This is a genomic window from Bradyrhizobium sp. S3.3.6 (assembly GCF_040546905.1).
Taxonomy (GTDB): Bacteria; Pseudomonadota; Alphaproteobacteria; order Rhizobiales; family Xanthobacteraceae; genus Bradyrhizobium; species Bradyrhizobium cytisi.
Genome location: NZ_JBEPOT010000005.1, coordinates 81,697 through 108,179, shown reverse-complemented (window position 1 = coordinate 108,179; position 26,483 = coordinate 81,697). Strand labels below are relative to the sequence as shown.

The following is a 26,483-nucleotide window of genomic DNA, read 5'->3' as shown; positions in this document are numbered from 1 at the left end:
ATGACAAAGCCGATTTACACGACGAACTGCTTCAATACTTTCATCCGGGTCGCCGAAGACTGCCCGGCGCATACCGGCGAAGATCCGCCGCCGCGCGCAGGAAAGCCGACCGTGGCGAACCTGCAGTACGCGATGATCGCGACGGAGCCCTACAAATACACGTCGGACGACGTGATCTTCGCGACGTCTGCGGCTGGTCGGGAACTGGGTGCGAAGGCGACGAAGCAGGAGCGCACCCTCGCCCGCAAGGCGTTCTTCTCCAAAGGCCAAGCTTGCATGCGTGCGTCCGGCCTCGGCAAGCGCTTTGGCTGGGGCGTTCATGCCGATAGCGAGGGCCGCATCGCGATCTACGCTATCGACAGCAAACGCTACCAGGCACTCGCGCGCGATCTCAAGCTCACGCAGGTCCGCGCGATGCGGTCGAAGCGGGCGTGATCAGAATTTCGGCGCTCTCTTCTCCGCGAATGCCTTGATGCCTTCCTTGATCTCGTCGCCGCGCATGCTGTCGCGGTGGCGCTGGTCGGCGGCTTGCTCATCCAGCTCGCCGCGGACGAATTCGTTGATTGCGCGTTTCATGCCGCGCATCGCGTTTGGGGCATTGCCGGCGAGAATATTGGCGAGCTTGTCGACTTCCTCGTCGAGTGTTTCCACCGGAACCATGGCGGTGAGATAGCCGATCCGCAGCATCTCCGGAGCACTGATCTTCTGCGCAGTGAGAAACAGCCTCTTGGCGTTGTCGACGCCGAGCCGCGTCACGTAGCGTTTGATGCCGCTCCCGTAATAGTGCAGTCCGAGCCGCGCCGCCGGCATGAACATCTCGGCTGTGTCGACGCCGATACGGAAATCGCAGGCCAGCGCGAGATCGGTCGAGCCGCCATAGACGCCGCCATTGAGCCGGCAGATCGTCGGCACGCCGAGATCCTCCAGGCGGTTGACCACGACTTCGAAGGCCGAGCCTGCGCTCTGCTGCTCGTTGGCGCTCGTTGCCCGCTCCGCGACCGAATTGAGGTCATAGCCGGCCGAGAAGACGCGTCCCGTGCCGGTCAGGACCAGCACGCGGATATCGGGATCGGCCTCGACCCGGTCGAACAGCTTTGTCAGCTCGCCGAGATCTTCCGCCTGGAGCCGGTTGAGATGCTTCGGCCGGTTCAAGCGGATGGTGGCGCGCGCACCATCGATTTCGAGCACGGGGCCACTGGCCGCGTCGGCTGTGTCCGACATTCTTGTCTCCATTTACTTGTTTTCGAGCGTGCGGCGCTTCGCTTCGGCGTCGATAGTCTCGGCGAGGTCTGGGTGCCGCGCCATCAGCACGCGGAAGTCGACGAGGTCGAGCACCAGCAGCCGCGACACTTTCGTGGTCGAGACATTGGCGCCGCGCATGTTGTTGCCCAGCAGTGCCATCTCGCCGAAGAAGGCGCCTTCGCCGAGCTGCACCTTCTTGCCGGGGAGGTCGACCTCGACCGCGCCGGCGGCGATAAAATACATGCAGTCGCCCTGCGCACCCTTGCGGATGATCATGGTGCGCGCCGGCAGCTCCATGGTGCGCAGCATGTGGGTGACGTCGGCGATGGCCGCGGGCCCCAGCGCCGCGAAGAACGGTACCTTGCTGACGGATTCCCAGGTCTTGAGGAAGTTGTCACGCCGCGTTTCCGCCGCGAACCCGGTCGCCAGAATACCGGTCCAGAGGCCGAACACGCCGAGGCCGGAGATCATCACCAGCGCCGCGACCATGCGGCCGAGCGGCGTGACCGGCACGACATCGCCATAACCTGTCGTGGTCAGCGTAACGACCGCCCACCACAGCGCGGCAGGGACGCTGCCAAACGTCTGCGGCTGCACGTCTCGCTCCAGGAAATATTCGGCAACCGAGGCCAGGAAGACCACCATCAGGAAGATCACCAGCACGCTGATCAGCGGGCCCGATTCCAGCACCAGCACGCGGCGGAGCTGGCGCAGGCCGGGAATGCCCGGCACCACCTTCAGGACCCAGAGCACGCTCAGCAGCCAGGCTGTCTTGGGCTCGGCGCCGAGGACCAGCGCGACCGGCACGGCCAGCGCCCCCAGGGCGTCGACCAGCCCGGCGGAGGAGGACATGTAGAGGCCCAGCCGCCCCTGCCGCGCCATGTGGCGCAGCCGGACCAGCCATTCGAACACGAAATAGGCGAGACAAGCCCACAGCAGGAAATCGACCCAGCGGTGCGCCGTCTCATAGGCCGGATCGAGCGTCAGCAGCACCATGCTGACCACGCCGATCGTCACGGCCACATAGGCCGCCTTGGTCATGTTGCGGCCGGCGGTCGCGGCCACGAACTGGGCCAGAGCAGGAAACATCGGCTTGGACATGCGGAATGGCGGCTCGATCTTGGTGCTGACGGTCCCGGGCCGGGACTTGAGCTGGGACTTGGGCGCCAAAGTGCCCGCCCGCACCGGAGCCGTCAACGACGGGGCGGGCAGCCGCGCCATCCGCCCCGATCAGGGCGCGGATGCCTCGTCCAATGGCTGGGAAGGTGCCGGGCCTGCCGGCTATTTGAAATGCGGAGGCTCGTCGTAACCGCGGCGGCTGCTCAGGAACAGCAGCATCATCAGGCCGACGCCGACGACCACGGAGAACCCCGCTCCTAGCGCCAGTGCCACATAACCTTCCGTCGGGATCGGATCGCCTCCGACCGACATGGCCGAGTAGGCGAAATAACCAACCGCAACCAGCATTCCCAGCAAGATGATGAGAAGGAGTAGACGCATGGTGCGTTCTCCGGTTGTGCTGAAAGCCAACGGTTGCGGTGGGGAAACGGTTCCACGGGCTGCAGGCAGCGATTCGCCAAAAGGAGATGGGCGCCTGCCATCCAGGCGCGAATCGATAGGTCAGGCGCTCTGAGCTGTCTTCACCACCACAACGTTGCTGTCTTCGGGCGGGGGGAGCGCGGCGGGGGCGGCGATCTTCTCGAGCTCGCTGGCATGGCGCTTCAGGTAGTCGCGGCGCATCCCGATCTCGTCGCGGACGAATTCGTAGCCGAGCTTGAACGTATCGAGCCCGTCGGTACTGATCGTGCCGTCGCGCAAGCCGATTACCGCGCCGCGCAAGATGCCCTCGAGCTCGTCCTGGAGACATTCGAGCTGATCCAGCGAATGGGCGTGCTCGATCCGCTCCCCGATATCGAGGATCGCGGTAGAGAGCTCGCTTGCCTTCTCTGGCGCGACGCGGGTGATCTTGGCGTAGATCGCGGCGAAGATCGAGCCGATGACGCTGAGCGCGGCGGCGCCCAGATACATCACGTCGCTGTACTTATCCATGAACGACTTGGTGTCGTCGTTGATGTAATCGGCGGCGCCCTGATGCGCCATCACGAAGGCATCTTTCTCGACTGAGGCCGGCTCGATATGGGTGGCAAAGCCGTTGTCGAGCCCGAGCGCGGACTTGTTCTCGTAGACGATGCGCGCGATGTCGCCAGCGGTGGTCGGCGAAATCTTGGACTGCGCGACCAGCAGCCATTCGAGGCCGATCGTGTCGAGATCGTCGTCGGGAATCTCGGGCGAGGCGGACAGCGTGCCGGCTGTCAGCGTCTCGTCGGAAATGCCGGGGAATTTACGCGCCAGCGCCTTGGCTTCGTCGATGGCATTGAGCGTGAAGCCGCCGCGCCTGGCGACCTGCTCATAAGCCTTGTCGCGCACGGCCTTGGAGGCGTGGACGACAGCAATCACCGCACCAAAGCCGCTGGCCGGCGCGAACAGCTTGTCCAGCGTCGCGCCCTGCGGCGCCATCTGGATCTTCGCGGCGTCGGGGCTGTCGGCGGGAATATCGAGGATGCTACGGACGAAGGCGAGGGACGAATCATTCTCGGCGAGAACGGCGACCTTCTTCTTCTTGAGCTCGGCGAGCGACTTGATCTTCTTGTTGCCGGGGCCGAGCAGCAGCACGAGATCGTGCTCAAGGATCGCGAGCGTGCGCGCCCGCAGCGGCACCTTGGCGTCGGTGCGCAGGACGGCAAGATCGGCCTGCCTGCGATCGAACTGCGCGAGCGCCTTGGCGTTGTCGGCGTTGTTGACGATCTTGATCCGGAAGCGCGAGGCGCTGTTCTTCAGCAGTGTGGCGAGCTTGGTCGCGAACATTGCTTCGTCGCTGTTGGGAGCGCCGACGGCAAAAGTCAGCGTCTCCGAATTGTGCCACCAGACGCGCCCGGCCCAGACGGTGGCAAGCGACAGCAGCAGGGTCAGCACGACATACAGCAGGACCTGCTGCTGATTGGTCTTGATCACCTTGGGACGCCGTGGCGGCGGGTGCTCGGTTGACGAGGTCGGGCCTTCAGCACTCATGGCAGCACTCTGGCCTCGTTCCCGAAATGGCGGGCGGCACGGCCATCGCCGGCGGCACGCTCGAAAATTCGTAAGCGTCTGAAAAAAGAACGATAATCCTCTACCTGAGGATGATAGCGCTCCAGCGAGAGAATGCAAATTTCGCGCCGAAGGTAACCTTACTCAACCGATCCACGTCGTTTGGTTATGCTATCACCGTTTAGCCACAGTTGGCGATTTTCCAATTCCCCCGGCTGCATTCCGTCGCGGGAGATGTCATAAATCAGCGGTCCCGATGTTCTGACGGGTCCAAGAAGAAGTTGCGCTGAACGCTCCATTTTTTCCTTTTAGGTCAACGAGGGCGTCAGCTTTGTCGTTTCCACCTCTGTCATCGGCGGTTCCGGTCGAAGCGCTCATTGGCTGGATGTTGCTGCTTACCTTCAAGCACATCATCGCCGATTTCGTGCTGCAGACCGCCTGGATGGCGCAAGGCAAGGACCAGAAGCACGGCTGGGCTTTGCCGCTTCTGGTGCATTGCCTGATTCACTTTGCGGTTGCGCTGCCGCTGATCCTGATCGTGGCGCCGAAATTCTGGTTCGTGGCGCTGATCGACTTCGTCATTCACATCACGATCGACCGCGCCAAGGGATGGGTTTCGGCCAATTTCCGCGTCAACCAGGAGCACCCCTGGTTCTGGACCCTGATCGGCGTCGACCAGGCGCTGCACCATCTGACCGGCTTCGGCCTCTCCATCTTCATGGCGGCGAACTGACTGCTGGCACTGTCGTTCCGGGGCCGCAAAAGCGGTACGCAACAAGTCCCGCCCGGTTGATTCGTGGCCCACGCGCAAGCACCCCGAGTGACTACCGCTCGGGGTGGTTAACCTTTCATTAGAGAATTGCGCTGCATCTTCCCTACACGAGGGAGAACTGCAATGTTTTCAAGCCGCGACGCTTATGAAAGCGATTTCTGCCCGGTTCGCGACGAGCTCCTTGGCGAGATGTACCGCGCCAGCGAGAGTGGCCTGCCGAGGCTGGTTGAGAGTGTTTCCCCTGACGCGCGCGCCAGGCTGGCGCTGTTCTGCTATCGCCGCAGCCATCTTCATTCGCTGGCCGTCGCGATCGCAGCCAGCTGCAGCGAGCGCGACCTGATCGAGAACGGCGGCCGTGTCGGCTCGACGCTCTACGCGCTGTCGCGCCAGGGCTCGGCCAAATCGTCCCCGTCGGTGTCGGGTGGCCGCAAGCCGATCACGCTGTCGACCAAGCCGCTCTCGGTGCTCGCACCGCTGGACGACGAGATCGACGACGAGATCAGCGAAGCCGTCCCGGCTTAAGCGGTCTCGATCACAGGCAGTCCGAACTTCCGCCGTGCCATCGCGCATTCGGCGTCGCCCGGCATGCAGGTGCGGCACACCTCCGGCCGGACCGCATAGATGCCGCACGTGGTCGCCTTGCCGATCTCGCCCTGCAACGCTGAACAGCGATCGCCCTCGCAGCGCATGCCGGATTGTCGCGCGTTGACGAGCGTCTCCGGGATCAACGCAAGCTCCTCGTCGCTCTCGATCGAGAAGCGCGGCCAGTTCTGCGAATAGCCGCAGCAGGCGCCGCAGCTCTGGCAACGGCTCGACAGATCGGTCTCTTCCATCAGCGTCATGTGTCCTTGTCAGGTATCCTTGGGCGGACCCCAGACCAGGCTCTGCCGCCATTTTGCGCGCAGCACGTCGCGCCGCTCCGGATATCTTTCGTCGAGATAGGTCGCATCTACCACGCGGTCGGTGCGGAAGCTGCGAAAATCGCTACGCAGCTCGCACCAGGCCGCGAGCAGGCGCACGGCTTCGAGATAGCCGACCGAGATCGGCCAGATCATGCGCTCGCTGGGGCGGCCCTGCTCGTCGCGGTAACGCAGCATGATCTTCTTGCCCTCGTGAATCTGGGTGCGCGTGCGCGCCATGTCCAGGCGATCCGGCTCCCTGTTCCAGCTCGGCCGCGCGCGGCTAGCAGGCTCCAGCACGAAGGGACGCAGGCGTTCAGGCACGGTGTCGGCGATCTTGGCCATCAGATCTTCGGCCGCGCGCGCCAGCGTGGAATCGGCGTGGCCCGCGACCCATTGCGCGCCCAGCACCGCCGCCTCGATCTCGTCGGGTGTCAGCATCAAGGGTGGCAGGTCAAAACCCTTCTCGAGAATGTAGCCCATGCCGGCTTCGCCACGGATCGGCACGCGCTGGCCCATCAGCGTTGCGATGTCGCGATAGATCGTTCGCTTCGACGTCTCGAGCTCGGCCGCAATCGCGTCCGCCGTCAGCGGCTTACGGGTACGCCTCAGTACCTGGATGATCTGAAACAGCCGGTCGGCGCGTCTCATGACGATTCTCTCATCGGGGGCGGATCAGAAAACGGCGCGTGGCTGCTGACAGGATGTTGGCAGCAGGGGAGTTCTATACCGGGACAACACATCGACTGAAGAGGATTTGTCCATGATCATTCCAACCCATCTCGGTCCGGCCGGACCGCTGTGGCGGAGCCAGGCCTCGTTGCTAGCCTCGCTGCAGACCTGGGTCTTCGGCCGCCTCGCACCTTTCGATCTCACCATCGTCGATCTCCGCGTTGCGCTCGTGACCATGCTGACACGCTCGCTGGTCCAGGCCGCGGACGCGCTGGTCCGCCATGTGATGGGCCGTGCCTGGCGGGGGGCCCGTTTCGCAGAAGATATCACGGCTGCTGCCACCATGGTGGCAGCAGCCCGGCGCTAGGTTCCATCAACTCTTTCGGCAGGTTCAGGAGAGCTCCAATGATCACGCTTTACGGCTTTGGCACCGGCTTCGGCCTGCCGGAAATCAGCCCTTTCGTCACCAAGACGGAGGTGCAGCTCAAGATGGCGGGACTGCCCTACCGGAAGGAGCGCGCGATGCCGCCGGCGTCGCCGAAGGGGCAGCTTCCTTTCATTGATGACGGCGGCGAGGCCGTGGCCGATTCCACCTTCATCCGCGCCCATATCGAGCGCCGCTACGGCTTCGACTTCGACGCCGGTCTTTCCCTGCACGAACGCGCCCAGGCCTGGGCGTTCGAGCGCATGATCGAGCACCACGTCTATTGGTCGCTGGTCGGCGCGCGCTGGGTCGATGCTGCCAATTTCGCCAAGGGCCCTGCGCATTTCTTCGACGGGGCGCCCGAGCACAGCCGCGAGAAGCTGCGCGAGGACGCGCAATTCCGCGTCGCCGAGAATTACCTGCTCTCCGGCCTCGGTCGTCACGCTCCCGATGACGATGTCGAGCTCGCGGTTCGCTCGCTGTTCGCACTATCGGTGCAGCTCGGCGACAAATCCTATCTGATGGGCAACAAGCCCAGCGGGGTCGACGCGACCGCGTTCGGCGCGCTTGCGGGCATCTTGACGCCGTTCTTCGAATCCCGTCTGCGCGAGCGCGCGGAAGGATTTCCGAACCTGACCGCTTATGTCGACCGGATGATGGACACCTACTATCCGGAGTTCGCCTGGACGCCGCTGCGACAGGCGGCCTGATGCAATTGCGCGCGTAGTGTAAAAGAAAAGAGCCGGCCCATCGGGCCGGCTCTCGTCGTCCTGGAAACCTGTCGCCGCTTACTTCGCGAGCGTGTATTTGCCATCCTTGACCGTGAGCAGGATGCGCGAGCGGTCGTCGAGGCCGTAGCGATCCTTCTCGGTGAAATTGTAGACGCCCTGGCTCGCCGCGATTTCCCGCTCCGAGAGCAGCGCCTGACGGATCGCCTCGCGGAATTCCGGCGTGCCCGGCTTGGCCGTCTTCAGCGCAACCGGAATAACGCGCTTCAGGATCTCGAAGGCGTCGTAGGAATGGCCGGCGAACTGGCTGCGGCTGTTCGGGCCGTATTTGCCCTCGTAAGCCCTGTTGAGCGCGAGGCCCGGCTTCTTGGTCGCTGCCTCGTCCGGCTGGTCCTCGGGATCCATTACCGGGCCCGATGCCATCAGCACGCCCTCTGCCGCCTTACCGGCGATGCGGATGAAATCCATGCTGGCGGCGCCATGGGTCTGGTAGATCAGGCCCTGATAGCCGCGCTCGCGCAGTTCGGTTTGCGGCAGTGCTGCCGCTGTGCCGGAGGCGCCGATCAGGATCGCATCGGGATTGGCGGCGACGAGCTTCAACACCTGCCCTGTCACGGACGTGTCGGGACGGGCAAACCGCTCCTCGTCGGCCAAGGTCATGCCCATTGACACGCCTTGGGCCTTGAAGTCGTTGAACCAGAGGTCGCCGTAGCTGTCGGAATAGCCGATATAGCCGACCGTCTTCACGTTGTGGGACTTCATGTGCTCGTAAAGCACCTTGCCCATGATCGGAATCGGCTGCGGCATGGCCACCGACCACTTCATGCGTTCCGGCGTGATCGGGAACGGCGCGAGGCCGAAATGCGGAATGCCGGCCTCGTTGGCGACGTTGGAGACAGCGATCGTCGGCGGCGTCAGCGCCGAGCCCATGATGATGTCGGCCTTGGATTCGGTGACGAAGCGGCGGGCGTTGGTGGTGGCGGTGGTCGGATCGCCGCCGTCGTCGAGCACGATCACCTTCAGCGGCACGCCGCCGATCTCCTTCGGCACGAATTCCAGCGCGTTGCGCTCGGGAATGCCGAGGGCTGCACCCGGACCGGTCGTGGTGGTGGTGATGCCGATGGTGATTTCGTTGGCCTGGGCCAACGCCGGCAGGGCCGGCAGCGCCAGCGCGACTGCGGCGATGGCGGCGGTCAGGTAAAAGCGTTTCATCTATTCCTCCCTTTTCGTGTTTCTTTGAAAGCAGAAATTCGGGGCCATTTCAGCCCCGTCTTTTGGTGATGCGCGATTAGCTCCGGATCTCGCTCCCTGTGAATTTCGCTACCATTTCCGGCGGAAACGGTGCCGATTTCAGCTTGTCGGGGTTAACGGGATCGCGGCCAACCAGGACGCGGGTCTCAAAACCTTCGATCGCAAGTGCCTCGCCCTTGTAGACGTTGTGCTTCACCTCGAAGCTCGAGCGCTTGATGCTCTCGATTCTAGTCTCGATGGTGATCCAGTCGCCATAGGTCGAGGGGATGTAGAACCTGGACCGCGTGTCGACCATGGGGATGCCCACCAGGCCGTATTTGCGGACCAGATCCTGCTTGGAGAACCCGGCGACCTCGAACAAGGTCGACGTCGAATCGTCGAACATCGCGAAATAGCGCGGGTAGTAGACGATGTTGGCGGGGTCGCAGTCGCCCCACTGGATCTGGACCTCGCGCCGGTTCACGAACATGCGATTCTCTTACTTCGGCGCCATGCGCAGGGAGCCGTCGAGCCGCACCACCTCGCCGTTCAGATAGGAGTTCTCGACCATGTGCAGCGCGAGCGCGGCGAATTCGTCGGCGTGGCCGAGCCGGCGCGGGAAGGGGATCGCGGCGGCGAGCGAGTCCTGGGCTTCCTGCGGCAGATTGGCCAGCAGCGGCGTAAGGAACAGGCCCGGCGCGATCGTCAGCACGCGAACGCCGAACTGGGCCAGCTCGCGCGCGATCGGCAGCGTCATGCCGACGATGCCGCCCTTGGAGGCCGAATAAGCCGACTGGCCGATCTGGCCGTCATAGGCGGCGACCGAGGCGGTGTTGATGATGACGCCGCGCTCGCCGCTCGCCTGCGGCTCGAGCTTGGACATCTCGGTCGCGGCAAGCCGCAGCATGTTGAAGGTGCCGATCAGATTGACCTTGATAACCTTGTCGAAATCGGCGAGCGCCATCGGACCGTCACGGCCGACGACGCGCTTCGCAACGCCGATGCCGGCGCAGTTGACCAGCACGCGGGCCGGGCCATGGGCCTTGGTCGCCTGGGCGATCGCGGCTTCAGCGGAGGCGGCATCGGAGACGTCGCAGGTCACGGCCACGCCCTTGATCTCGGCGGCAACGGTCTCCGCGAGCTTGGTATTGAGATCGCACACTGCGACCCTGGCGCCCTGTGCCGCCAGCTTTCGCGCGGTGGCGGCGCCCAGTCCCGATGCACCGCCGGTGACGATGGCTGCCTGATCCTTCAACAACATGGCGTTCTCCCTTGGCGATGATTTCTTAAGCGACCGATATCACACGGTCCGATGGATTGGCAGCGTAGAGCTCCTCGATCAGCGCGCCGCGATGCTCGATCACCGCGCGCTGGTTGATCGAGCCCTTGTCGGTGACCTCGCCCTTGTCGATCGACAGCGGCGCGTCCAGCAGGATCGCACGCGTGATCCGCGTCGAGGAGCCGGTGGCCGAAGAGAGAAAGCCGGTCAAGCGCTCACGGAGGGCTTCGCGCACCAGCCGGTCCCCGGCGGTGGCGGCGAGATTGTCGGCCGGCAGCGCGGGGTTGATCAGGCGGCAACCGTCGAGATCGAGCAGCACCAGCGCGGAAACCTCATCGCGGTTGATGCCGGCGATGACGACGTCGCGCACCAGCGGCGCGCAGGCCGCGACGAAGCGCGCACGTAGTGGACCGACGCTGACCCAGGTGCCGCTTGCGAGCTTGAAATCCTCGCTGACGCGGCCGTCGAAATCGAAGCCGGCGTTGAGATCATCGGGATCGGCAGGCTTGAGCGCATCGCCCATCTTGTAAAATCCTTCCTCGTCGAAGGATTTTGCGGTGATATCGGGCTGGCGCCAGTAGCCGGGCATCACGTTCGGGCCCTTGGCACGAACTTCCATCTTGCCGTTGTTCGGCACCAGCTTGGCGTCGTTGCCCGACACGGGAAGGCCGACATGGCCGGAGCGGCTGGTGCGCGGATTGACCGACATGAAGAACGGCGCGGTCTCGGTTGCGCCGAGGCCGGTCAGCATCGGGACGCGATAGCCTTTTTCTTTCACCGCGAGCTCGTCGAGGCTGTTCCAGACGAAGGGCGACAGCGCCGCGCCCGAGAAGAACATCGCGTGCAGCCGGTCGAAGAACTTTGCACGAAGACCCTGGTCGTCGCGCAAGTAAGGCAGCAACGACTCGTAACCCTTGGGCACGTTGAAATAGACCGTTGGCGAAATCTCCTGGAGATTGCGCACGGTCTCCTCGATGCCACCAGGCATCGGCTTGCCGGCGTCGAGATACATCGAGCCGCCGTTGTAGAGCGTCAGCCCGATATTGTGGTTGCCGCCAAAGGTATGGTTCCAGGGCAGCCAGTCGATGATGACGGGCGGCTCGTCCTTGAGGAAGGCGAGCGTCTCGCGAAGCATCACCTGGTTGGCACAGATCATGCGCTGGGTGTTGATGACGGCCTTGGGATTGCCGGTCGAGCCCGACGTCAGCAGGAATTTCGCGATCGTGTCGGGACCGATCTTGCCATGCACCGCGTCGAGGTCGCTTCGGATCGGCGTTGCCATGAGATCGGCGAGCAAGGTGACGTCGCGGCCCGGCACATGGCCATAGGACGCGGCGATCTCGGTGCCGAGCGAGACGTTGGCGGCAAGCGCGTCCGCGAACTTGTCGGCGTCCTCGGCGAAGACCAGGCCGGGCGTCAGCAGCTTCATCAGATAAGAGAGCTTGCCGTAATCCTTTGAGACCAGCGAATAGGCCGGCGATACCGGACAGAACGGAATGCCCGCATAGAACGCGCCGAACGCCAGCAGCGCATGGTCGATCGAATTGCCGGAGAGGATGACGACCGGCCGCTCGGCCGACAGGCCGCGCTGGATCAGGCTTGATGCGATGTGCCGGCTCGCGGTGAGCAGCTCGGCATAGGTGATCTTGCGCCAGCCGCGGCCGCCTTCGCGCTCCGCCATGAACACGCGATCCGGCGTCGTCGTCGCCCAGTGATGCAGGCGGTCGGTGATGCGGACGGGGTAATCGCCGAGCGGCTGCTTCGGCCGCAAATAGATCGTGCCGTCGGCGCGACGTTCGATGTCGACGACGGGATCGCCGAACGAGATCGGCCGCAGCGGAGAATTGCTCGCGCCGCGCTCTGTGCTGGAAGAGGACGGCTGTGCACTCATGACTTCGGCTTTACCTTGGCGGTCTTGTGCTCGAGGAATTCGCGGATCCTGCGTTTTGCCTCTTTGTCGCTCTGCGCGACGGTGGCCATCAGCGATTCCATCAACAGGCCGGTCTGCGGGTTGGCCTCCGCGATCATCGGCAGCGCCTGGAGCACGGCGAAATTCGTCAGCGGCGCGTTGGACGCGATCTTGGTCGCGAGCTCCAGCGCCTTGGTGAGGCCGTTACCTGCTTCGGTGACATATTGCGCAAAGCCATAGGACGCGCCCTCGGTCGCGCTGTAGACGCGCCCGGTCAGCATCATGTCCATCATCCGCGCGACGCCGATCAGCCGCGGCAGCCGCACCGAGCCGCCGCCGCCGACGAAGATGCCGCGCTGTCCCTCGGGCAGCGCGAAATAGGCTGTGGGCTCGGCGACGCGGATGTGGGCGGAGCAGGCAAGCTCGAGCCCGCCGCCGATCACCGCGCCCTTCAGCGCCGCGATCACGGGCACGCGGCTGTACTGGATGCGGTCGAACACCCGGTGCCACATCTGCGAATGCAACAGGCCGCCCGTGGCGTCGTGATCTTGCAGCTCGGACAGGTCGAGGCCGGAAGAGAAATGGTCGCCGATGCCGTGGATGACGACAGCACCGATATCCTCGGGCAGGGACGCAAAGCACTCGCCGATTTCAAGGATGATGCCGTCATTGAGCGCATTGCGCTTGGCCGGCCGGTTCAGACCCACGGTCAGAACCCGGTCCACCCTCTCGATCCGAAGCAGGCCGGAGGCGCCCGCGTCAGCGGTCTCGGCGTTTCCCTGTGTCATTTGCGTCCTTGTCAGAATAGTTATGTTGTATAACGAATTTGGGAGGAGTCAAGAAGGGGACTGAGACCGTTGGGTGCGAAAAGCGGCGCTCCACATTCGGTGTCGTCCCTGCGCAGGGCCGGGACGGCAGCAACGGGTGTTGTACACCCCAAGGCGAGGCTTACGCCTCCGCCAGCACCCGCGCGTTCGTGCGAATCGAGGCTTCGCTGACGCGAATGCCGAGGCCGGGGCCGTCGGGCACGACAACGTGACCTCCGCGATTGGCGACGCGCTCCTCGAGCACATCCTCGGTCAAAACATGATGCGGCATGTAGAACTCGCAGCCGAGCGAGATGCCCGGTGTTGCCGCGATCAGCTGCGTGCCGGCGGCAAGGCCTATGCCGCCCTCCCACAACGTGCCGCCATAGCCGGGCAGGCCGGCGATGTCGGCGATCGCCATGATCGCCTGCGCCTCGAACAGGCCGCCGGCCTTCATCAGCTTGATCGAGACGGCGTCGGCGGCCTCCTGGCGCACCACGTCCATCATGTCGCGGCGGTCGAAGCAGCTTTCGTCGGCGAGCACGGGCGTTTCCAGCGCCGCGGTGAGCTGCGCCATCATGTCGAGAAATTTGCGCGGCACCGGCTGCTCGATAAAGGTCGGCGCGAACGCCTCGACATCGCGCAGGATCTTGATGGCGCCGAACGGCGCCAGCGCCTGGTTGTAGTCGACCCGCAGATCGATGTTGTCGCCGAACTCCTTGCGGATCGCTTCGAGATGATCGAGGTCCTCGCGATGCGGTTTCACGCCGGTCTTGACCTTGTAGATGACATTGCCGTCGGGAACCATTCTTCGCATGCGCTCGAGATCAGCAGCGAAATCCGGATCGGCAATCGAGAAGGAGAGGGGAATCGTGTCGCGCACGCGGCCGCCGAGGAGGTCAGCAACGGAAAGCCCCGAGGATTTGCCGACGATGTCGAGCAGCGCCATCTCGATCGCGACCTTGGCCTCGGCGTGCCCGACCAGCGCGCGGTCGAGCTCGGCCATCAGCGCGCGGATGCGGCGGACCGGCTTGCCGAGCACGATCGGCCGCAGATAGATGTCGAGCGCGGAGAAGGCTGCTTCAGCCGTTCCCGTGAACACCTCCCACGGCGCCGCCTCGCCCCAGCCGATCACGCCGTCGCTCGACGTCAGCTCGATCAGCACGCGCTTTACGGTGCCCTTGACATTGCCGACGCCCTGCAGGCGGGCCATCTTGATCGGGCTTTCGATCAGGAACAGCCTGAGACGTTCGACGGTCGCTTCGGTCATATCAGGCCTCCATTGACGTGCCAGATCTGGCCTGTGACGTAAGACGCTCCCGGTGACGCAAGGAAGGCGATGATCTCGGCGACCTCTTCCGGCCGCCCGCGCCGGCGCATCGGGATCAGCGCTTCGGTTGCGGCGATCTGCTCGGGCGACAGCCGGCTCTCGCTCGGCTTGTCCTTGACGATGAGGCCCGGCGAAACCGCATTCACAGTGATGCCGTCCTTGGCGAGCTCCATCGCGGTGAGCCGCACAAGCGCTTCAAGCGCGGCACGGCTCGCGGCGGTGGCGGCGAAGGGCGCGAATTCAGGCCGGATCGCGTGTGCGACGAACGAGGATACCGCGACGATCCGCGCATCCTGTCCGGCCCGCAGCAGCGGAAGCGCCGCCTCGACCATCCGCGTGAACGCCAGTGCGGATTCATCCATCGCCTGGCGAAACTGATCCGCCGGCGTGCCGATGGCGCTGCCACGACGGGCGTGGCCGCCGACCAGGATCAATCCGTCGAGCCGGCCGAAAGCGCGTTGTGTGGCGGCGAGTGCGTCGGTGACGGCTGCCTCCTCCGCGAGATCGCCGAGGCACTTTGCCACGACCGCACCCTTTGCCTCAGCTTCGGTTGCAGTGGCGTCGAGACCTTCTGCGTTCGAGCGCGTGTGGAGCAGAAGGGCGACCCCCGGCGCTCCGAGCAATTTTGCGGTGGCGCGACCGATGCCGCTGGCGGCACCGGTGACGAGATAGACGCGGTCGATATCGGGCATCACGGTGTCGCGTTGGCCGGCGGCAGCGCGCCGGTGCGGTGGAAATGGCTGAGGAAGGCGCGTGTCGCGGCTTCCTGTGGATTGTCGATCACCTGCCGCGCCGGGCCTTCCTCGACCACAACGCCATCGCGCATAAAGATCAGGCGGTCGGCGACCTCGCGGGCGAAGGCGATTTCATGGGTCACGATCACCATGGTCATGCCCTCGGAGGCCAGTTGCTGGATCACATTCAGCACCTCGCCGACGAGCTCGGGATCGAGCGCCGACGTCGCCTCGTCGAACAGCATGACATCAGGCTCCATCGCGAGCGCGCGTGCGATCGCTACGCGCTGCTTCTGGCCGCCGGAGAGCGTCGCCGGATATTGATCGGCCTTCTCCGCAAGTCCGACTTTCGCAAGTTGGGCACGTGCGAGCTTTTCGGCGTCCGCCTTGGCCATGCGACGCACCGTGACCGGTCCCTCCATCACGTTCTGCAACGTCGTCATGTGCGGGAACAGGTTGAAATGCTGGAACACCATGCCGGTGGTGGCGCGGAATCTTGCGAGTGTCCTCACGTCAGGGAGCTTGGAACCATCGCCGAACGCAAAGCGCGTGTCGCCGACGCGGACGCTGCCGCCGTCGGGTGCGACCAGCAGGTTAATGCAGCGGAGCAGCGTCGATTTGCCGGAGCCGGACGGCCCGATCAGCGCCACGACGCCGCCCTTGGCGACGTCGAGATTGATGTTCTTCAAGACCTCGTTGCTGCCGAAGCGCTTGCGCAAGGCTCGGATCTCGATCTTTGACATCTCGCTCATTCGCTGACCGCCAGTCGCTTCTCGCCACGCCTGGCGAGGATGGTCAGGGGGATCAGGATCGCCGCATAGGCGACCGCGACGGCGGTGTAGGTTTCCAACGGCCGGTAGCTGTCATGTGCGGCGACCTGGCTTTGATAGACCAGATCAGGCACCGCGAGCACCGAGACCAGCGAGGTGTTCTTGAACTGGATGATCGACTGGTTCATCAGCGCCGGGATCATGCGCTTGATCGCCTGTGGCAGCACGATACGCCGCATGGACTGCCCCGGCGTCATGCCGAGCGCGGCCCCCGCTTCCGACTGGCCGCGGTCGATCGAGATGATGCCGCCGCGGATGATCTCCGAGTAGAACGAGCCGCCATAGAGCGAGAGCGCCAGCGCAGAGGCCGTGATCGGCGTCATCTCGACACCCGCCAGGATCGGCAGCGCGTAATAGAACCAGATCAGCTGCACCAGGATCGGCGTGCAGCGGAACGCCTCGATGAAGGTGAGGGCGGTCAGGCGCACGGTCTTGAAGCGCGATAGGCTGCCAAACGCTCCGAACAGGCCGAACACCAGGCCGAGCACGACAATGACCACCGTGAAGCCGACGGTGACGCCAAGCCCGTTGAGAAAGAGCCAGCGATAGCTCCAAAGGATGCCGAAGTCCCACTGATACATGCGTGCTTTCTTGCTTCACCTCTCCCGCTTGCGGGAGAGGTCGCGTCGCATCGAAGATGCGATGCGGGTGCGGGCTCTCTCCTCTTGGGGAGTCTTGCCAGCGGAGACACCCTCACCCCAGCCCTCTCCCGCAAGCGGGAGAGGGAGTGGAGCGGCGCGCGAGGATCGAGACTGCCCCAAGCTTGTGATACCTACAGCGAAACGCCCGGCGGAATGTCCGCCTCCGTCACGCCCACCAGCTCCATGTTAGTGATGATGGCGTTGCGGATGAAGCCGAGGCCCTTGTTGAAGTCGATCCAGGTGTTGACGTAGTCGCGGAAGGTCTTGTCGGTCTCGCGGCGGAAGCCGGCGTTCGAGGTGGTGGCGAAGATCGGCGTCGGCAGCACGAACTGGCCGAGCGAGGGGTTCTTCTTCAGCACCGTCAGCGACAGCATGGTGATCAGGCACTGCGCGTCGACGCGGCCGGTCTGCAGCGCGGCGGTGGCGTCGTCGGCGGTCTTCAGCCGCGAGATCTGCGCCTTCGGCGTCAGGCGGCTGACGACCTGGTCGTGCGAGGAGCCCTGGTCGACCGCGATCTTGACGTCGGGCGAGTTCAGTTCGGCCCAGCTCTTCGGCTTGAAGTCCTTCTTGCAGAGGATGCCAAAGGCGTTGTTGAAGACCGGCACCGAGAAGTCGATCACCAGCGCGCGCTTCGGGGTCGGGTTCAGGCCAAAGAAGATGTCGATCTTGTTGGACTGGAGATCGAGCACCGAATTGCCCCAGGTGGTTTCGGTGATCTCCAGCTCGGCTTCCATGTCGTCGGCGAGCGCCTTGGCGATGTCGACGTAAAAACCCTTCCACTGGCCGCTGGCGAGATCCTTCATGTAATAGGGCGCGCCGCCGCCGACCGCGCCGATCCGCATCTTCTTGGTGCGGCGGATGCGGGCAAAGGTCGATTCGTTGGGATCGGCCGCCTGGGCCACAGCCGGAGAGGCCAGCGCGCCCGCGGTCACCGCGCCGATGGCGCCAAGTCCGACAATCGATGCAACATCACGACGTGTAACCATTGGGATCAATCGCTTTTCTGATCAGGTGGGTTCCGGCAGCGTTCTTACCAAGGCGGCGGAGACTGCGAAAGCACAGCCTATCGGCTGAGCAGACCCGGAATTGCCCGGATGCTGGGCAAGATCAAGCTCGCCAAAGTGATACCCGCTTGCTTTCCCGACCTTTTGGCCCCAAATAGGGACCGGGAGATTGGCGGTGGACGAGCCACTCGCCAACCGGGTCAGGTCCGGAAGGAAGCAGCCCTAACGAGGTCCGGATCGGGTCGCTCGTCAGTCTCCTACCTGTTTTTTCGAGCGAATTGCGTCGGCGGGCTTCCCGCCTGCGCGCTCCTGTCCGCAAAAGCCAGCCGAGAGACATTCCATTGCGGATTGACCGATGACCGACGCTGGCGCCCCTTCCACTCCTGACAGCGCCGGCCAGGCCGCCAACGCGCCTTACCGCGTTCTCGCGCGCAAATACCGCCCCTCCTCGTTCGACGATCTGATCGGCCAGGAGGCTGTGGTCCGCACCGTCTCCAATGCGTTCGAGACCGGGCGCATTCCGCAGGCCTGGATCCTCACCGGCGTTCGCGGCGTCGGCAAGACCACCACCGCGCGTATTCTGGCCCGTGCGCTCAACTACGAGATGCCGGACGGCTCGGTGAAAGGGCCGACCGTCCAGATGCCGACCCTGGGTGTGCATTGCCAGGCGATCATGGAAAGCCGGCACATGGACGTGCTGGAGATGGACGCGGCGTCGCACACCGGCGTCGACGACGTCCGCCAGATCAATGACAGCGTGCGCTACGCCCCGGCCAGCGCCCGCTACAAGGTCTACATCATCGACGAAGTCCACATGCTGTCGACGGCGGCGTTCAATGCCTTCCTGAAGACGCTGGAGGAACCGCCGGAGCACGCCAAGTTCGTGTTCGCCACGACCGAGATCCGCAAGGTTCCGGTTACGGTGCTGTCGCGCTGCCAGCGCTTTGACCTGCGCCGCGTCGAGGCCGACGTGCTGATGAAGCACCTCGCCAACATCGCCGCGAAGGAGAACGTCGAGATCGAGCCCGAAGCGCTCGGCATCATCGCGCGTGCGGCCGAAGGCTCCGTGCGCGACTCCCTGTCGCTGCTCGACCAGGCCATTGCGCATGCGGCAGGCCAGGTGAAGGCCGATGCGGTCAGGCAGATGCTGGGCCTTGCCGACCGCACCCGCGTCATCGACCTCTTCGTTTCGCTGGCGCGCGGTGACATCGCGAGCGCCTTCAAGGAGTTCCGCGACCAGTACGACGTCGGCGCCGATCCGATCGTCGTGCTCTCGGACCTCGCCGAGTTCGTCAATTTCGTCACCCGCGTGAAGATCGTGCCGGCAACCGCCGACAACGTCGCCTATGGCGAGACCGAGCGCGTGCGCGCCAGGGATTTCGCCTCGAAGATCTCCATGCGCGTGCTGTCGCGGATGTGGCAGATGCTGCTCAAGGGCATCACCGAGGTGCAGGCCGCAACCCGGCCGGCTGCGGCCGCCGAGATGGTGCTGGTGCGCATCGCCTATGTCGCCGACCTGCCGACGCCGGACGAGGCGATCAGGATGCTGGAGCAGAACGGCGGCAGTTCGCCGGTCGTGGGCGGCAGTGCCGCGCGCAGCGGCGCGCCGGCGGCACCAATGGCTTCCGCGGCGTCCGTGACCTCTGCTGCGCCAGTTCGCATGCCGACCTCGTCACCGACTGCATTCGGCGGCGGTGCCCGGCCGCAAATGGCGGCGCCCGCGCCAGACCCGCAGGGGGCGGCACCCCAGCTGCGCATCACCAGCTTCGCCCAGCTCGTGGCGCTCGCCGGGCAGAAGCGCGACCTCATGACCAAGGCCGCGCTCGAAGGCGACATGCGCCTCGTTCGTTTCGAGGAGGGCCGGCTGGAGGTCGCGCTCGAGCCGAACGCGTCGAAAACCATGATCTCCGAGCTCGCGCGAAAATTCGAGCTGTGGACCGGCCGCCGCTGGACCATCATTGTTTCCAACGAGCAGGGCCAGGCGACGCTGCGCTCGATGAGCCAGGCCGCCAAGCAGGAACATGCGCGCAGCGCCGAGGCCGATCCGCGCGTGCAGGAGGTGCTGTCGCGCTTCCCCGGTGCGAAGGTCGTCGAGGTCCGCAGGCTTGCCCCCGAGACGCCGGAAACCAATATTAACGCTGACTATGGCTCTGACGATCCGCCCGACGGTTCCGACGCCGACGACGATCTCTAGAGCCTGATCCGGAAAAGTGTGAAGCGGTTTTCCGACAAGATCATGCTCAAAACAACTTAGGCTTTCCAAGGACGAGCACCCATGGCTGATTTTCTCGGCATGATGAAGCAGGCGGCGCAGCTGCAATCCAAGATGCAGGAGATGCAGGAGCAGCTCGCCAATGTGGAGGTCGAGGGCATCTCCGGCGGCGGTCTCGTCGCCGTGCGCATGACCGCGAAGATGGACGTCAAGGGCGTCAAGATCGACCCCTCGCTGATGAAGGCCGAAGAGCGCGAGGTGCTGGAAGATCTGCTGGTCACCGCGCTCGGTGATGCCCGCCGCAAGGCGGAGACCGCGATGCAGGAGAAGATGCAGTCGCTGACCGGCGGCCTCGGCCTGCCGCCGGGGCTGTTCGGCCAGTAATATGGGCGCGGTTGCAGGTCCCGAAATCGAGCGGCTCGTCCAGCTTCTCGCGCGGCTGCCGGGTTTGGGCCCGCGCTCCGCGCGGCGCGCGGCGCTGCATCTGATCAAGAAGCGCGAAGCGCTGATGATGCCGCTATCGGGCGCTCTGCAGGTCGCGCTCGACAAGGTTCAGGTCTGCAAGACCTGCGGCAACATCGATACGCAAAATCCCTGCACAATTTGCACCGATCCGAAGCGTGATCCCGCCATCATCGTCGTCGTCGCCGACGTCGCCGATCTCTGGGCGCTGGAGCGGGCCAATGCGACCCAAGGGCGCTACCACGTGCTGGGCGCGACCTTGTCGCCGCTCGATGGCGTCGGCCCGCAGGACCTCAGCATCGACGCGCTGGTCGCGCGCGCGCATGCGGCCGAGGTGCACGAGATCATTCTTGCGCTGAATGCGACAGTCGACGGACAGACCACCGCGCATTACATCACCGACCTGCTTCAGGACGCCAACGTAAAAGTAACCCGGCTGGCCCATGGTGTGCCTGTTGGTGGCGAGCTTGATTATCTCGATGAGGGCACGCTCTCGGCCGCGATGCGGCAGCGGACCCTGTTCTAGCCATCCAGACTTGACGGAACGGACGACATGACGAAACTTTTCGCCACACGATCGGCTTTGGTCGCGACGATGCTGCTGCTGGTGACACCGGCCATCGCCGCGCAGCGGGACGACGAGGCGCCGCCGCCCTCGAAGCCCGGCAAGCCGATCAGCGCCGGCGAGGTGCTCTCGGGCGAGCTGAATGCGATGAAGATCCGCGACGTCAAGAACGCCGGCAAGCGGATTGCGATGTACCAGATCACCTCCGAGCCGCGCCGCCTGCCGGCGCCGAACGGGCTGTGCAATCTCGAGACCGGACCTGAAACGTTTCAGCTCGTCACCTCCAGCGACGCGCAGGCCACGCAGTTGAAATCGTTCGTCGGCAAGGAGATCTCGGTCAAGATCGACGAAATCGCCTGCGCCAGCGACCCCGGCCAGATGAGTGAGGCCGTGGTCACGAAGTGGAGCTTGGTGAGGAAGTAGGAGGGGCGGCGCTACACCCGCACGGGCCCCAGCGCCTCAAAATGCCCGCGCTTTTGCAGCCAGACGAGCAACACCAGGCTCGGGATCGCCACCAGCACGCAGATCAAGAAGAACAGCGGCCAGCCGGTCGTATCGGCCACGAAGCCGGCTCCTGACGAGAGATAGGTCCGCCCCACCGCTGCAAGCGCGGTGAGCAGCGCATATTGCGTCGCTGTGTGCAGCGGGTTCTGGCACAGCGCCGAGAGATAGGCGACGAAGATCACGGTGCCGATGGCGCTGGTGAAATTCTCGGCGCAGATCGCGAGCGCCAGCGCCCATTGATTGGTGCCGACCAGCGCAAGCCAGGAGAAGGTCAGGTTCGCCAGCGCCTGCACCACGCCACCGATCCAGAGCGAGGTTGCCAGCGAATAACGCCGCGCCACAAAGCCGCCGGCAAAGCCGCCGATCAGGGTCGCGGCGAGGCCGACGCCCTTCACGATCGCCGCATAGTCGTTGCGGGTGAAGCCGAGGTCGATCACGAACGGCGCCGTCATCGTTCCCGAGAACGCGTCGGTGAACTTGAACAGCACGACGAAGGCGAGCGCCGCGATCGCGTCCTTGCGCGACAGGAACTCGGAGAAGGCGCCGATCGCCGCGTGCAGCACGCGCGTGAACGCGGTCTCGTCGTGCGTCACGGCTTCCGCCCGCACCGATTGCTCGGGCTCGGTCGCCGCGAGAGCCGTGATCGTCCCGATCAGCACCATCGCCGCCATCACCACATAGCCCCACATCCAGGCCGATGTGCGCGTGATGCCGGTGCTCTCGAAGCCGGAGACAATGAACAGCGCACCTGCGGTCGAAACCAGCATGCCGATGCGATAGGCCGCGACATAGGCCGCCATGCCGGCGGCCTGCTCGCTCTCGGGCAGGCTCTCGACGCGGAAGGCGTCGACCACGATGTCCTGCGTCGACGACGTCGTCGCCACCAGCAGCGCGCCGAGTGCCACATAGAAGGGCGATCGCGCCGGATCGGTCAGCGCCAGCAGCAGGATCGCGACGATCAGCAGCAATTGCGAGAACAGCAGCCAGCCGCGCCGCCGCCCGAAAGCGCGCGTGAACAGCGGCACATGCAGCGCATCCACCAGCGGCGCCCACAGGAATTTCAGTGTGTAGGGCGTGCCGACCAGTGCAAACAGCCCGATGGTCTTGAGATCGACCCCGGCCTCGCGCATCCACACCAGCAGCGTCGAGCCCGACAGCGCCAGCGGCAGTCCCGAGGAGAAGCCGAGGAACAGCACGATCAGCACCCGCGGCTGCAGGTAAACAGCCAGGCTGTCGCGCCAGGAGCTGGCGGGGGCGGAGGTCGCGGCAGGGGAGGTCGCGTCGGGTGCGGTCATGGGGAGGTGTTAGCAGATTCTGGGGGCGCTGCCTCGGCCACAAAAACCGTCATGCCCGGGCTTGTCCCGGGCATCCACGTTCTTGGTGCCGTTGCAAAGGTCGTGGATGGCCGGGACAAGCCCGGCCATGACGACTCCGCATCACTCCCCCGCCTGGAGCTTCCTTGGAAACAGCTCCGGCGCGCCTGACGCCACCAGCCGCGGGCCGTCCGCCGGCGCGTCGGTCTTGCTGAAATCGAGCTCCTCGATTCTGCCTGCGCGCTTCTCGATCTTGTCGGCGGAGATCAGGATCTGGCGGACGTCCTCGTTCGCGTCGGCAAAGTGCTTCTGCAATTTCAGCACGCGATCGCGCAGCCGTCCCAAATCGTCGCCGAGCTTGATCACTTCGGTCTGAATCTGGTCGGCGGCATCGCGCATGCGCGCGTCCTTCATGATCTGCTGCATCACCTGGATCGCGAGCATCAGCAGCGAGGGCGACACCAGCACGACCTTGGCGCGATAGGCCTTCTGGATCACGTCGTCGAAGCCGTCATGGATCTCGGCGTAGACCGATTCCGACGGCACGAACATCAGCGCCATCTCCTGGGTCTCGCCGGTGACGAGATATTTTTCCGCGATGTCGCTGACATGCTTCATCACGTCGCCGCGCAGCCGCTGCGTGGCGGCGCGCTTCTCCTCGTCGGTGCGGGCATCGTGCAGCGCCGTCATCGCTTCCAGCGGGAATTTCGCATCGATGCAAAGCGGGCGCTGGTCGGGCAGGAACACCACGCAGTCGGGCCGCTTGCCGGTCGAGAGCGTGAACTGGAATTCGTAGGCGCCCTTCGGCAGGCCGTCCTGGACGATCGCCTCCATCCGCGCTTGTCCAAAGGCGCCGCGCGACTGCTTGTTGGCGAGCACGTCGCGCAAGGTCGTCACCTGCGTGGTGAGGTCGGTGAGGTTCTTGTGCGCGTTGTCGATGATGCCGAGCCGCTCGTGCAGCGCGCGCAGGCTCTCCATGGTGTTGCGGGTCGAATGTTCCATGGACTGGCCGACCCGATGGGTCACCGAATCCAGCCGCTCGTTGACCGCCCGGGCCATCTCGGCCTGGCGGCCGGCCAACGCCTGGGTCATGGCGTCGGCCCGGCCGGCGGCCTCGCTCTGGGCGTGCAGGACCTGGCTCAGCCGCTCCTCCAGCTCGTCGGCGCGGATGGCGTGCGCCATCGCGAGTTCCGCGCCGCGTCGCCCGGAGCGCGCGATCACGACCGCAATGGCAATCAGCAGGATGAGGACCAGCGCGCCGAAGCCGATCAGCGCGTCGATGGTGCGCACCGGCCAGTCGCCGAGCATGAAAATGATGTCGTTCATGCCTGCCGTTCTATCCGATTCGCCCGTCCGCACGAACGAATAGCGAACATTTATGGTTAATCGATCCCTAATTTTTATGGTTAACAGAACTTGAAGTTTTATGGTTAGCGAAGCATTAACGCGCTCCCGGCCGCATTGACCGCTTGTCGCGCGCAGCTTAAATCGCCCGCCATGGCCCTCAGAGAAATCATCATCCTGCCCGACAAGCAGCTGCGTCTGGTCTCCAAGCCGATCGAGAAGGTCACGCCGGAGATCCGCAAGCTTGCCGACGACATGTTCGAGACCATGTATGACGCGCCCGGCATCGGGCTTGCGGCGATCCAGATCGCGCAGCCGCTGCGGCTGATCACCATGGACCTCGCCAAGCCTGACCAGGACGGCGAGACCAAGCCGGAGCCGCGCGTCTTCATCAATCCCGAGATCATCGCGTCTTCCGCGGATCTGTCGGTCTACGAGGAAGGCTGCCTGTCGATCCCCGAATATTACGAGGAGGTCGAGCGGCCTGCGAAGGTGCGCGTGCGCTTCACGGATCTGGACGGCAAGGTGCACGAGGAGGACGCCGAAGGCCTCTACGCCACCTGCATCCAGCACGAGATCGACCATCTCAACGGCGTGCTGTTCGTCGATTATCTCTCAAAGCTCAAGCGCGACCGCGTGCTGAAGAAGTTCGAGAAAGCCGCCAAGCGCGCGGAGTAAGGTTCTCCGTCATGCCCCTCCGCCTGATCTTCATGGGCACGCCCGATTTCTCCGTGCCGACGCTGCTCGAGCTCGTCGCGCATGGCCACGAGATTGTGGCTGTCTATACCCGCGCGCCGAAGCCGGGCGGTCGGCGCGGGCTGCAATTGCAGCCGACCCCGGTCGAGGAAGCCGCGCGAAAGCTCGGCGTTCCAGTGCTGACGCCGAAAACGTTGAAGACACCGGAAGCGCTGGAAGAGTTTCGCGCGTTTGACACCGATGCGGCCGTCGTCGTCGCCTATGGCATGATCCTGCCGCAGGCGATCCTCAATGCGCCAAAGCTCGGCTGCTACAACCTGCACGCCTCGCTGCTGCCGCGCTGGCGCGGCGCAGCCCCCATCAATCGCGCGATCATGGCCGGCGATGCCGAGAGCGGCGTGATGGTGATGAAGATGGATGTCGGCCTCGACACCGGCGACGTCGCCATGGCCGAGCGCCTCGCGATCACCGATGACATGACCGCAGTCGATCTGCACGATCGCCTGTCCCGGCTTGGTGCCGATCTGACGGTGCGCGCGATGGCCGCGCTCGACCGCGGCGGCCTCCAGCTCAAGAAGCAGAGCGAGGAGGGCGTCACCTACGCCGCCAAGATCGACAAGGCCGAGGCACGGATCGACTGGAGCAAGTCCGCGCACGCGGTGCTGCGCCACATCCACGGCCTGTCGCCGTTTCCCGGTGCCTGGGCGGAGCTCGCCGGTGTCACGGAGAATGCGCGCGTAAAAATCCTGCGCTGCGAACTGGCGAAGGGCTCCGGTGCGCCGGGCGAGGTGCTCGATGGCCAGCTTACCATCGCCTGCGGCGAGGGCGCGATCCGCATCCTCGAGCTGCAGCGCGAGGGCAAGGCCCGGATGCAGGCCGTGGACTTCTTGCGGGGTGTGCCGTTGAAGGCAGGAGCCAAATTCACCTAACGCTGTCATACCCCGCGAAGGCGGGGTATCCAGTACGCTGAGACTTCTCGGTTCGAACCGATAGGCTGCGGAGTACTGGATCGCCCGGTCAAGCCGGACGATGACACCACCCGGATTGAGATGCCCCGCTACAAGCTCACCATCGAATATGACGGCGCACCCTTCTTCGGCTGGCAGGTGCAGGAGACGCTGCCTTCGGTGCAGGGCGCGCTGGAAGCGGCCGTGAAGGCGATGACCGGCGCGGATGCGCGGGTGCATGGCGCAGGCCGCACCGATGCCGGCGTGCACGCGCGCGGCCAGGTCGCGCATGTCGACATCGAGAAGCAGTTTCCACCGGGCCGTTTTCGCGATGGGCTCAACGCGCATCTGCGCCCCCATCCGATCGCGGTCCTCGAAGCCGACATTGTACCTGATACTTTCGAGGCCCGCTTCTCGGCCGTGAAGCGCCACTATCGCTACCGGGTCATCAATACCCGCGCCAATCTCGCGCTCGACATCGGCCATGCCTGGCGTGTGCCGCGCCGGCTCGATGCGGATGCGATGCATGCAGCGGCACAGCGCCTGCTCGGCAAGCACGATTTCACGACCTTCCGCGACACCGAGTGCCAGGCCAGGTCGCCGGAGAAGACACTCGACCAGCTCGACGTGCTGCGCGACGGCCGCGAGATCGTCATCGTCACCTCGGCGCGCTCGTTCCTGCACAGCCAGGTGCGCTCGATGGTGGGATCGCTGGTCTGGGTCGGCGAAGGCCGCTGGACCGCAGACGATCTCTCCGCAGCGCTTGCAGCCCGCAGCCGCGCCGCTTGCGGCATTGTCGCGCCGCCGGAGGGGCTGTATCTGGTGAAGGTGGATTATTGAGCGTGATGCCGCC

General features: G+C 64.7%; 30 protein-coding genes and 1 other RNA gene. 13 read left to right on the top strand and 18 right to left on the bottom strand.

Translation table 11 applies throughout. The annotated features are described in order from the left end of the window. The gene (locus ABID59_RS16970; protein ID WP_354084123.1) at positions 1 to 435 is read left to right on the top strand and encodes a DUF6157 family protein; all 435 of its coding nucleotides are present in this window, start codon (positions 1 to 3) and stop codon (positions 433 to 435) included. Here ABID59_RS16970 and ABID59_RS16965 read toward each other — a convergent pair whose 3' ends face one another. The 4 genes from ABID59_RS16965 to ABID59_RS16950 form a co-directional block, all read right to left on the bottom strand. Next, positions 436 to 1,221 carry an enoyl-CoA hydratase/isomerase family protein gene (locus tag ABID59_RS16965; RefSeq protein ID WP_354084122.1) on the bottom strand — a complete coding sequence of 262 codons (786 nt, stop codon included), beginning with the start codon at positions 1,219 to 1,221 and terminating at the stop codon, positions 436 to 438. A 12-nt stretch (positions 1,222 to 1,233) separates the two neighbouring features. Beyond that, complete coding sequence (locus ABID59_RS16960) at positions 1,234 to 2,343, bottom strand: cyclic nucleotide-gated ion channel (protein WP_354084313.1); 1,110 nt, start codon at positions 2,341 to 2,343, stop codon at positions 1,234 to 1,236. A 180-nt stretch (positions 2,344 to 2,523) separates the two neighbouring features. After that, the gene (locus ABID59_RS16955; RefSeq protein WP_148749770.1) at positions 2,524 to 2,742 is read right to left on the bottom strand and encodes a hypothetical protein; all 219 of its coding nucleotides are present in this window, start codon (positions 2,740 to 2,742) and stop codon (positions 2,524 to 2,526) included. Between the two features lie 120 nt (positions 2,743 to 2,862). Continuing rightward, positions 2,863 to 4,311: a TAXI family TRAP transporter solute-binding subunit gene (locus ABID59_RS16950; RefSeq protein WP_354084121.1), complete on the bottom strand. Its 1,449-nt coding sequence runs from the start codon at positions 4,309 to 4,311 to the stop codon at positions 2,863 to 2,865. A 403-nt stretch (positions 4,312 to 4,714) separates the two neighbouring features. Here ABID59_RS16950 and ABID59_RS16945 point away from each other — a divergent pair, with 403 nt between their 5' ends. Both ABID59_RS16945 and ABID59_RS16940 read left to right on the top strand, forming a co-directional pair. Further along, the gene (locus ABID59_RS16945) at positions 4,715 to 5,062 is read left to right on the top strand and encodes a DUF3307 domain-containing protein (protein WP_246229711.1); all 348 of its coding nucleotides are present in this window, start codon (positions 4,715 to 4,717) and stop codon (positions 5,060 to 5,062) included. A gap of 162 nt (positions 5,063 to 5,224) precedes the next feature. Further along, on the top strand, positions 5,225 to 5,623 hold the full coding sequence (locus tag ABID59_RS16940) for a hypothetical protein (protein WP_187434681.1): 399 nt from the start codon (positions 5,225 to 5,227) through the stop codon (positions 5,621 to 5,623). Here ABID59_RS16940 and ABID59_RS16935 read toward each other — a convergent pair. Both ABID59_RS16935 and ABID59_RS16930 read right to left on the bottom strand, forming a co-directional pair. After that, positions 5,620 to 5,934: a YkgJ family cysteine cluster protein gene (locus ABID59_RS16935; RefSeq protein WP_354035846.1), complete on the bottom strand. Its 315-nt coding sequence runs from the start codon at positions 5,932 to 5,934 to the stop codon at positions 5,620 to 5,622. The two genes, ABID59_RS16940 and ABID59_RS16935, sit on opposite strands and share 4 nt — an antisense overlap. Positions 5,935 to 5,952: 18 nt before the next feature. Continuing rightward, a complete protein-coding gene (locus ABID59_RS16930) occupies positions 5,953 to 6,651 on the bottom strand; it encodes a helix-turn-helix transcriptional regulator (protein WP_027530661.1) in 699 nt (232 codons plus the stop codon). A gap of 112 nt (positions 6,652 to 6,763) precedes the next feature. On the opposite strand from ABID59_RS16930, the gene ABID59_RS16925 reads away from it, so the two are divergent. After that, positions 6,764 to 7,039 (top strand): hypothetical protein, encoded by a 276-nt coding sequence (locus ABID59_RS16925; protein ID WP_148749774.1) that lies wholly within the window; start codon positions 6,764 to 6,766, stop codon positions 7,037 to 7,039. A 38-nt stretch (positions 7,040 to 7,077) separates the two neighbouring features. Then, positions 7,078 to 7,806: a glutathione S-transferase family protein gene (locus tag ABID59_RS16920; protein ID WP_334534680.1), complete on the top strand. Its 729-nt coding sequence runs from the start codon at positions 7,078 to 7,080 to the stop codon at positions 7,804 to 7,806. A gap of 78 nt (positions 7,807 to 7,884) precedes the next feature. Here the strand turns inward: ABID59_RS16920 and ABID59_RS16915 are convergent, their stop codons facing one another. The 10 genes from ABID59_RS16915 to ABID59_RS16870 all read right to left on the bottom strand — a co-directional run bounded on the left by ABID59_RS16915 (position 7,885) and on the right by ABID59_RS16870 (position 17,569). Further along, positions 7,885 to 9,036 (bottom strand): ABC transporter substrate-binding protein, encoded by a 1,152-nt coding sequence (locus tag ABID59_RS16915; RefSeq protein ID WP_148749776.1) that lies wholly within the window; start codon positions 9,034 to 9,036, stop codon positions 7,885 to 7,887. 76 nt (positions 9,037 to 9,112) lie between these two features. Further along, positions 9,113 to 9,544, bottom strand: coding sequence for an acyl-CoA thioesterase (locus tag ABID59_RS16910; protein ID WP_354035733.1), 432 nt, complete (start codon positions 9,542 to 9,544; stop codon positions 9,113 to 9,115). A 9-nt stretch (positions 9,545 to 9,553) separates the two neighbouring features. Then, complete coding sequence (locus ABID59_RS16905) at positions 9,554 to 10,315, bottom strand: SDR family NAD(P)-dependent oxidoreductase (RefSeq protein WP_354084120.1); 762 nt, start codon at positions 10,313 to 10,315, stop codon at positions 9,554 to 9,556. A gap of 25 nt (positions 10,316 to 10,340) precedes the next feature. Further along, positions 10,341 to 12,224: a feruloyl-CoA synthase gene (locus tag ABID59_RS16900; protein WP_354084119.1), complete on the bottom strand. Its 1,884-nt coding sequence runs from the start codon at positions 12,222 to 12,224 to the stop codon at positions 10,341 to 10,343. Further along, positions 12,221 to 13,030, bottom strand: a complete 810-nt coding sequence (locus ABID59_RS16895) for a crotonase/enoyl-CoA hydratase family protein (protein WP_148749780.1) — start codon at positions 13,028 to 13,030, stop codon at positions 12,221 to 12,223. Before ABID59_RS16895 ends, ABID59_RS16900 begins: the two co-directional genes overlap by 4 nt. Positions 13,031 to 13,190: 160 nt before the next feature. After that, on the bottom strand, positions 13,191 to 14,318 hold the full coding sequence (locus tag ABID59_RS16890; RefSeq protein WP_354084118.1) for a muconate cycloisomerase family protein: 1,128 nt from the start codon (positions 14,316 to 14,318) through the stop codon (positions 13,191 to 13,193). After that, the gene (locus ABID59_RS16885; protein WP_354035738.1) at positions 14,315 to 15,070 is read right to left on the bottom strand and encodes an SDR family NAD(P)-dependent oxidoreductase; all 756 of its coding nucleotides are present in this window, start codon (positions 15,068 to 15,070) and stop codon (positions 14,315 to 14,317) included. The genes ABID59_RS16890 and ABID59_RS16885 overlap by 4 nt, the downstream gene beginning before the upstream one ends. After that, positions 15,070 to 15,864, bottom strand: coding sequence for an amino acid ABC transporter ATP-binding protein (locus ABID59_RS16880; RefSeq protein ID WP_148749783.1), 795 nt, complete (start codon positions 15,862 to 15,864; stop codon positions 15,070 to 15,072). The genes ABID59_RS16885 and ABID59_RS16880 overlap by 1 nt, the downstream gene beginning before the upstream one ends. Continuing rightward, entirely contained in the window at positions 15,861 to 16,523 is a 663-nt protein-coding gene (locus tag ABID59_RS16875; protein ID WP_148749784.1) for an amino acid ABC transporter permease, read from the bottom strand. The genes ABID59_RS16880 and ABID59_RS16875 overlap by 4 nt, the downstream gene beginning before the upstream one ends. Positions 16,524 to 16,714: 191 nt before the next feature. Next, entirely contained in the window at positions 16,715 to 17,569 is an 855-nt protein-coding gene (locus ABID59_RS16870; protein ID WP_354035739.1) for a transporter substrate-binding domain-containing protein, read from the bottom strand. Positions 17,570 to 17,751: 182 nt separating this feature from the next. On the opposite strand from ABID59_RS16870, the gene ffs reads away from it, so the two are divergent. The 5 genes from ffs (at position 17,752) to ABID59_RS16845 (ending at position 21,249) form a co-directional block, all read left to right on the top strand. Continuing rightward, positions 17,752 to 17,848, top strand: an RNA gene (ffs, locus tag ABID59_RS16865) — signal recognition particle sRNA small type. 94 nt (positions 17,849 to 17,942) lie between these two features. Next, positions 17,943 to 19,781, top strand: coding sequence for a DNA polymerase III subunit gamma/tau (locus tag ABID59_RS16860; RefSeq protein ID WP_354084117.1), 1,839 nt, complete (start codon positions 17,943 to 17,945; stop codon positions 19,779 to 19,781). 81 nt (positions 19,782 to 19,862) lie between these two features. Beyond that, a complete protein-coding gene (locus ABID59_RS16855; RefSeq protein WP_148749787.1) occupies positions 19,863 to 20,183 on the top strand; it encodes a YbaB/EbfC family nucleoid-associated protein in 321 nt (106 codons plus the stop codon). Between the two features lies 1 nt (position 20,184). After that, entirely contained in the window at positions 20,185 to 20,787 is a 603-nt protein-coding gene (gene recR, locus ABID59_RS16850; protein ID WP_148749788.1) for a recombination mediator RecR, read from the top strand. A 27-nt stretch (positions 20,788 to 20,814) separates the two neighbouring features. Then, on the top strand, positions 20,815 to 21,249 hold the full coding sequence (locus tag ABID59_RS16845) for a hypothetical protein (protein ID WP_354084116.1): 435 nt from the start codon (positions 20,815 to 20,817) through the stop codon (positions 21,247 to 21,249). Positions 21,250 to 21,260: 11 nt separating this feature from the next. Here the strand turns inward: ABID59_RS16845 and ABID59_RS16840 are convergent, their stop codons facing one another. Further along, entirely contained in the window at positions 21,261 to 22,625 is a 1,365-nt protein-coding gene (locus ABID59_RS16840; RefSeq protein WP_354084115.1) for an AmpG family muropeptide MFS transporter, read from the bottom strand. 141 nt (positions 22,626 to 22,766) lie between these two features. Beyond that, positions 22,767 to 23,969, bottom strand: coding sequence for a DNA recombination protein RmuC (locus ABID59_RS16835; RefSeq protein ID WP_354084114.1), 1,203 nt, complete (start codon positions 23,967 to 23,969; stop codon positions 22,767 to 22,769). Positions 23,970 to 24,140: 171 nt separating this feature from the next. Here ABID59_RS16835 and def point away from each other — a divergent pair, with 171 nt between their 5' ends. From def to truA, 3 genes are all read left to right on the top strand, one after another. Beyond that, positions 24,141 to 24,665, top strand: coding sequence for a peptide deformylase (gene def, locus ABID59_RS16830; RefSeq protein WP_354084113.1), 525 nt, complete (start codon positions 24,141 to 24,143; stop codon positions 24,663 to 24,665). Between the two features lie 11 nt (positions 24,666 to 24,676). Then, the gene (gene fmt / locus ABID59_RS16825) at positions 24,677 to 25,612 is read left to right on the top strand and encodes a methionyl-tRNA formyltransferase (RefSeq protein WP_354084112.1); all 936 of its coding nucleotides are present in this window, start codon (positions 24,677 to 24,679) and stop codon (positions 25,610 to 25,612) included. Between the two features lie 120 nt (positions 25,613 to 25,732). Continuing rightward, positions 25,733 to 26,470, top strand: coding sequence for a tRNA pseudouridine(38-40) synthase TruA (truA, locus tag ABID59_RS16820; protein ID WP_354035749.1), 738 nt, complete (start codon positions 25,733 to 25,735; stop codon positions 26,468 to 26,470). The last annotated feature ends 13 nt before the right edge of the window (positions 26,471 to 26,483 follow it).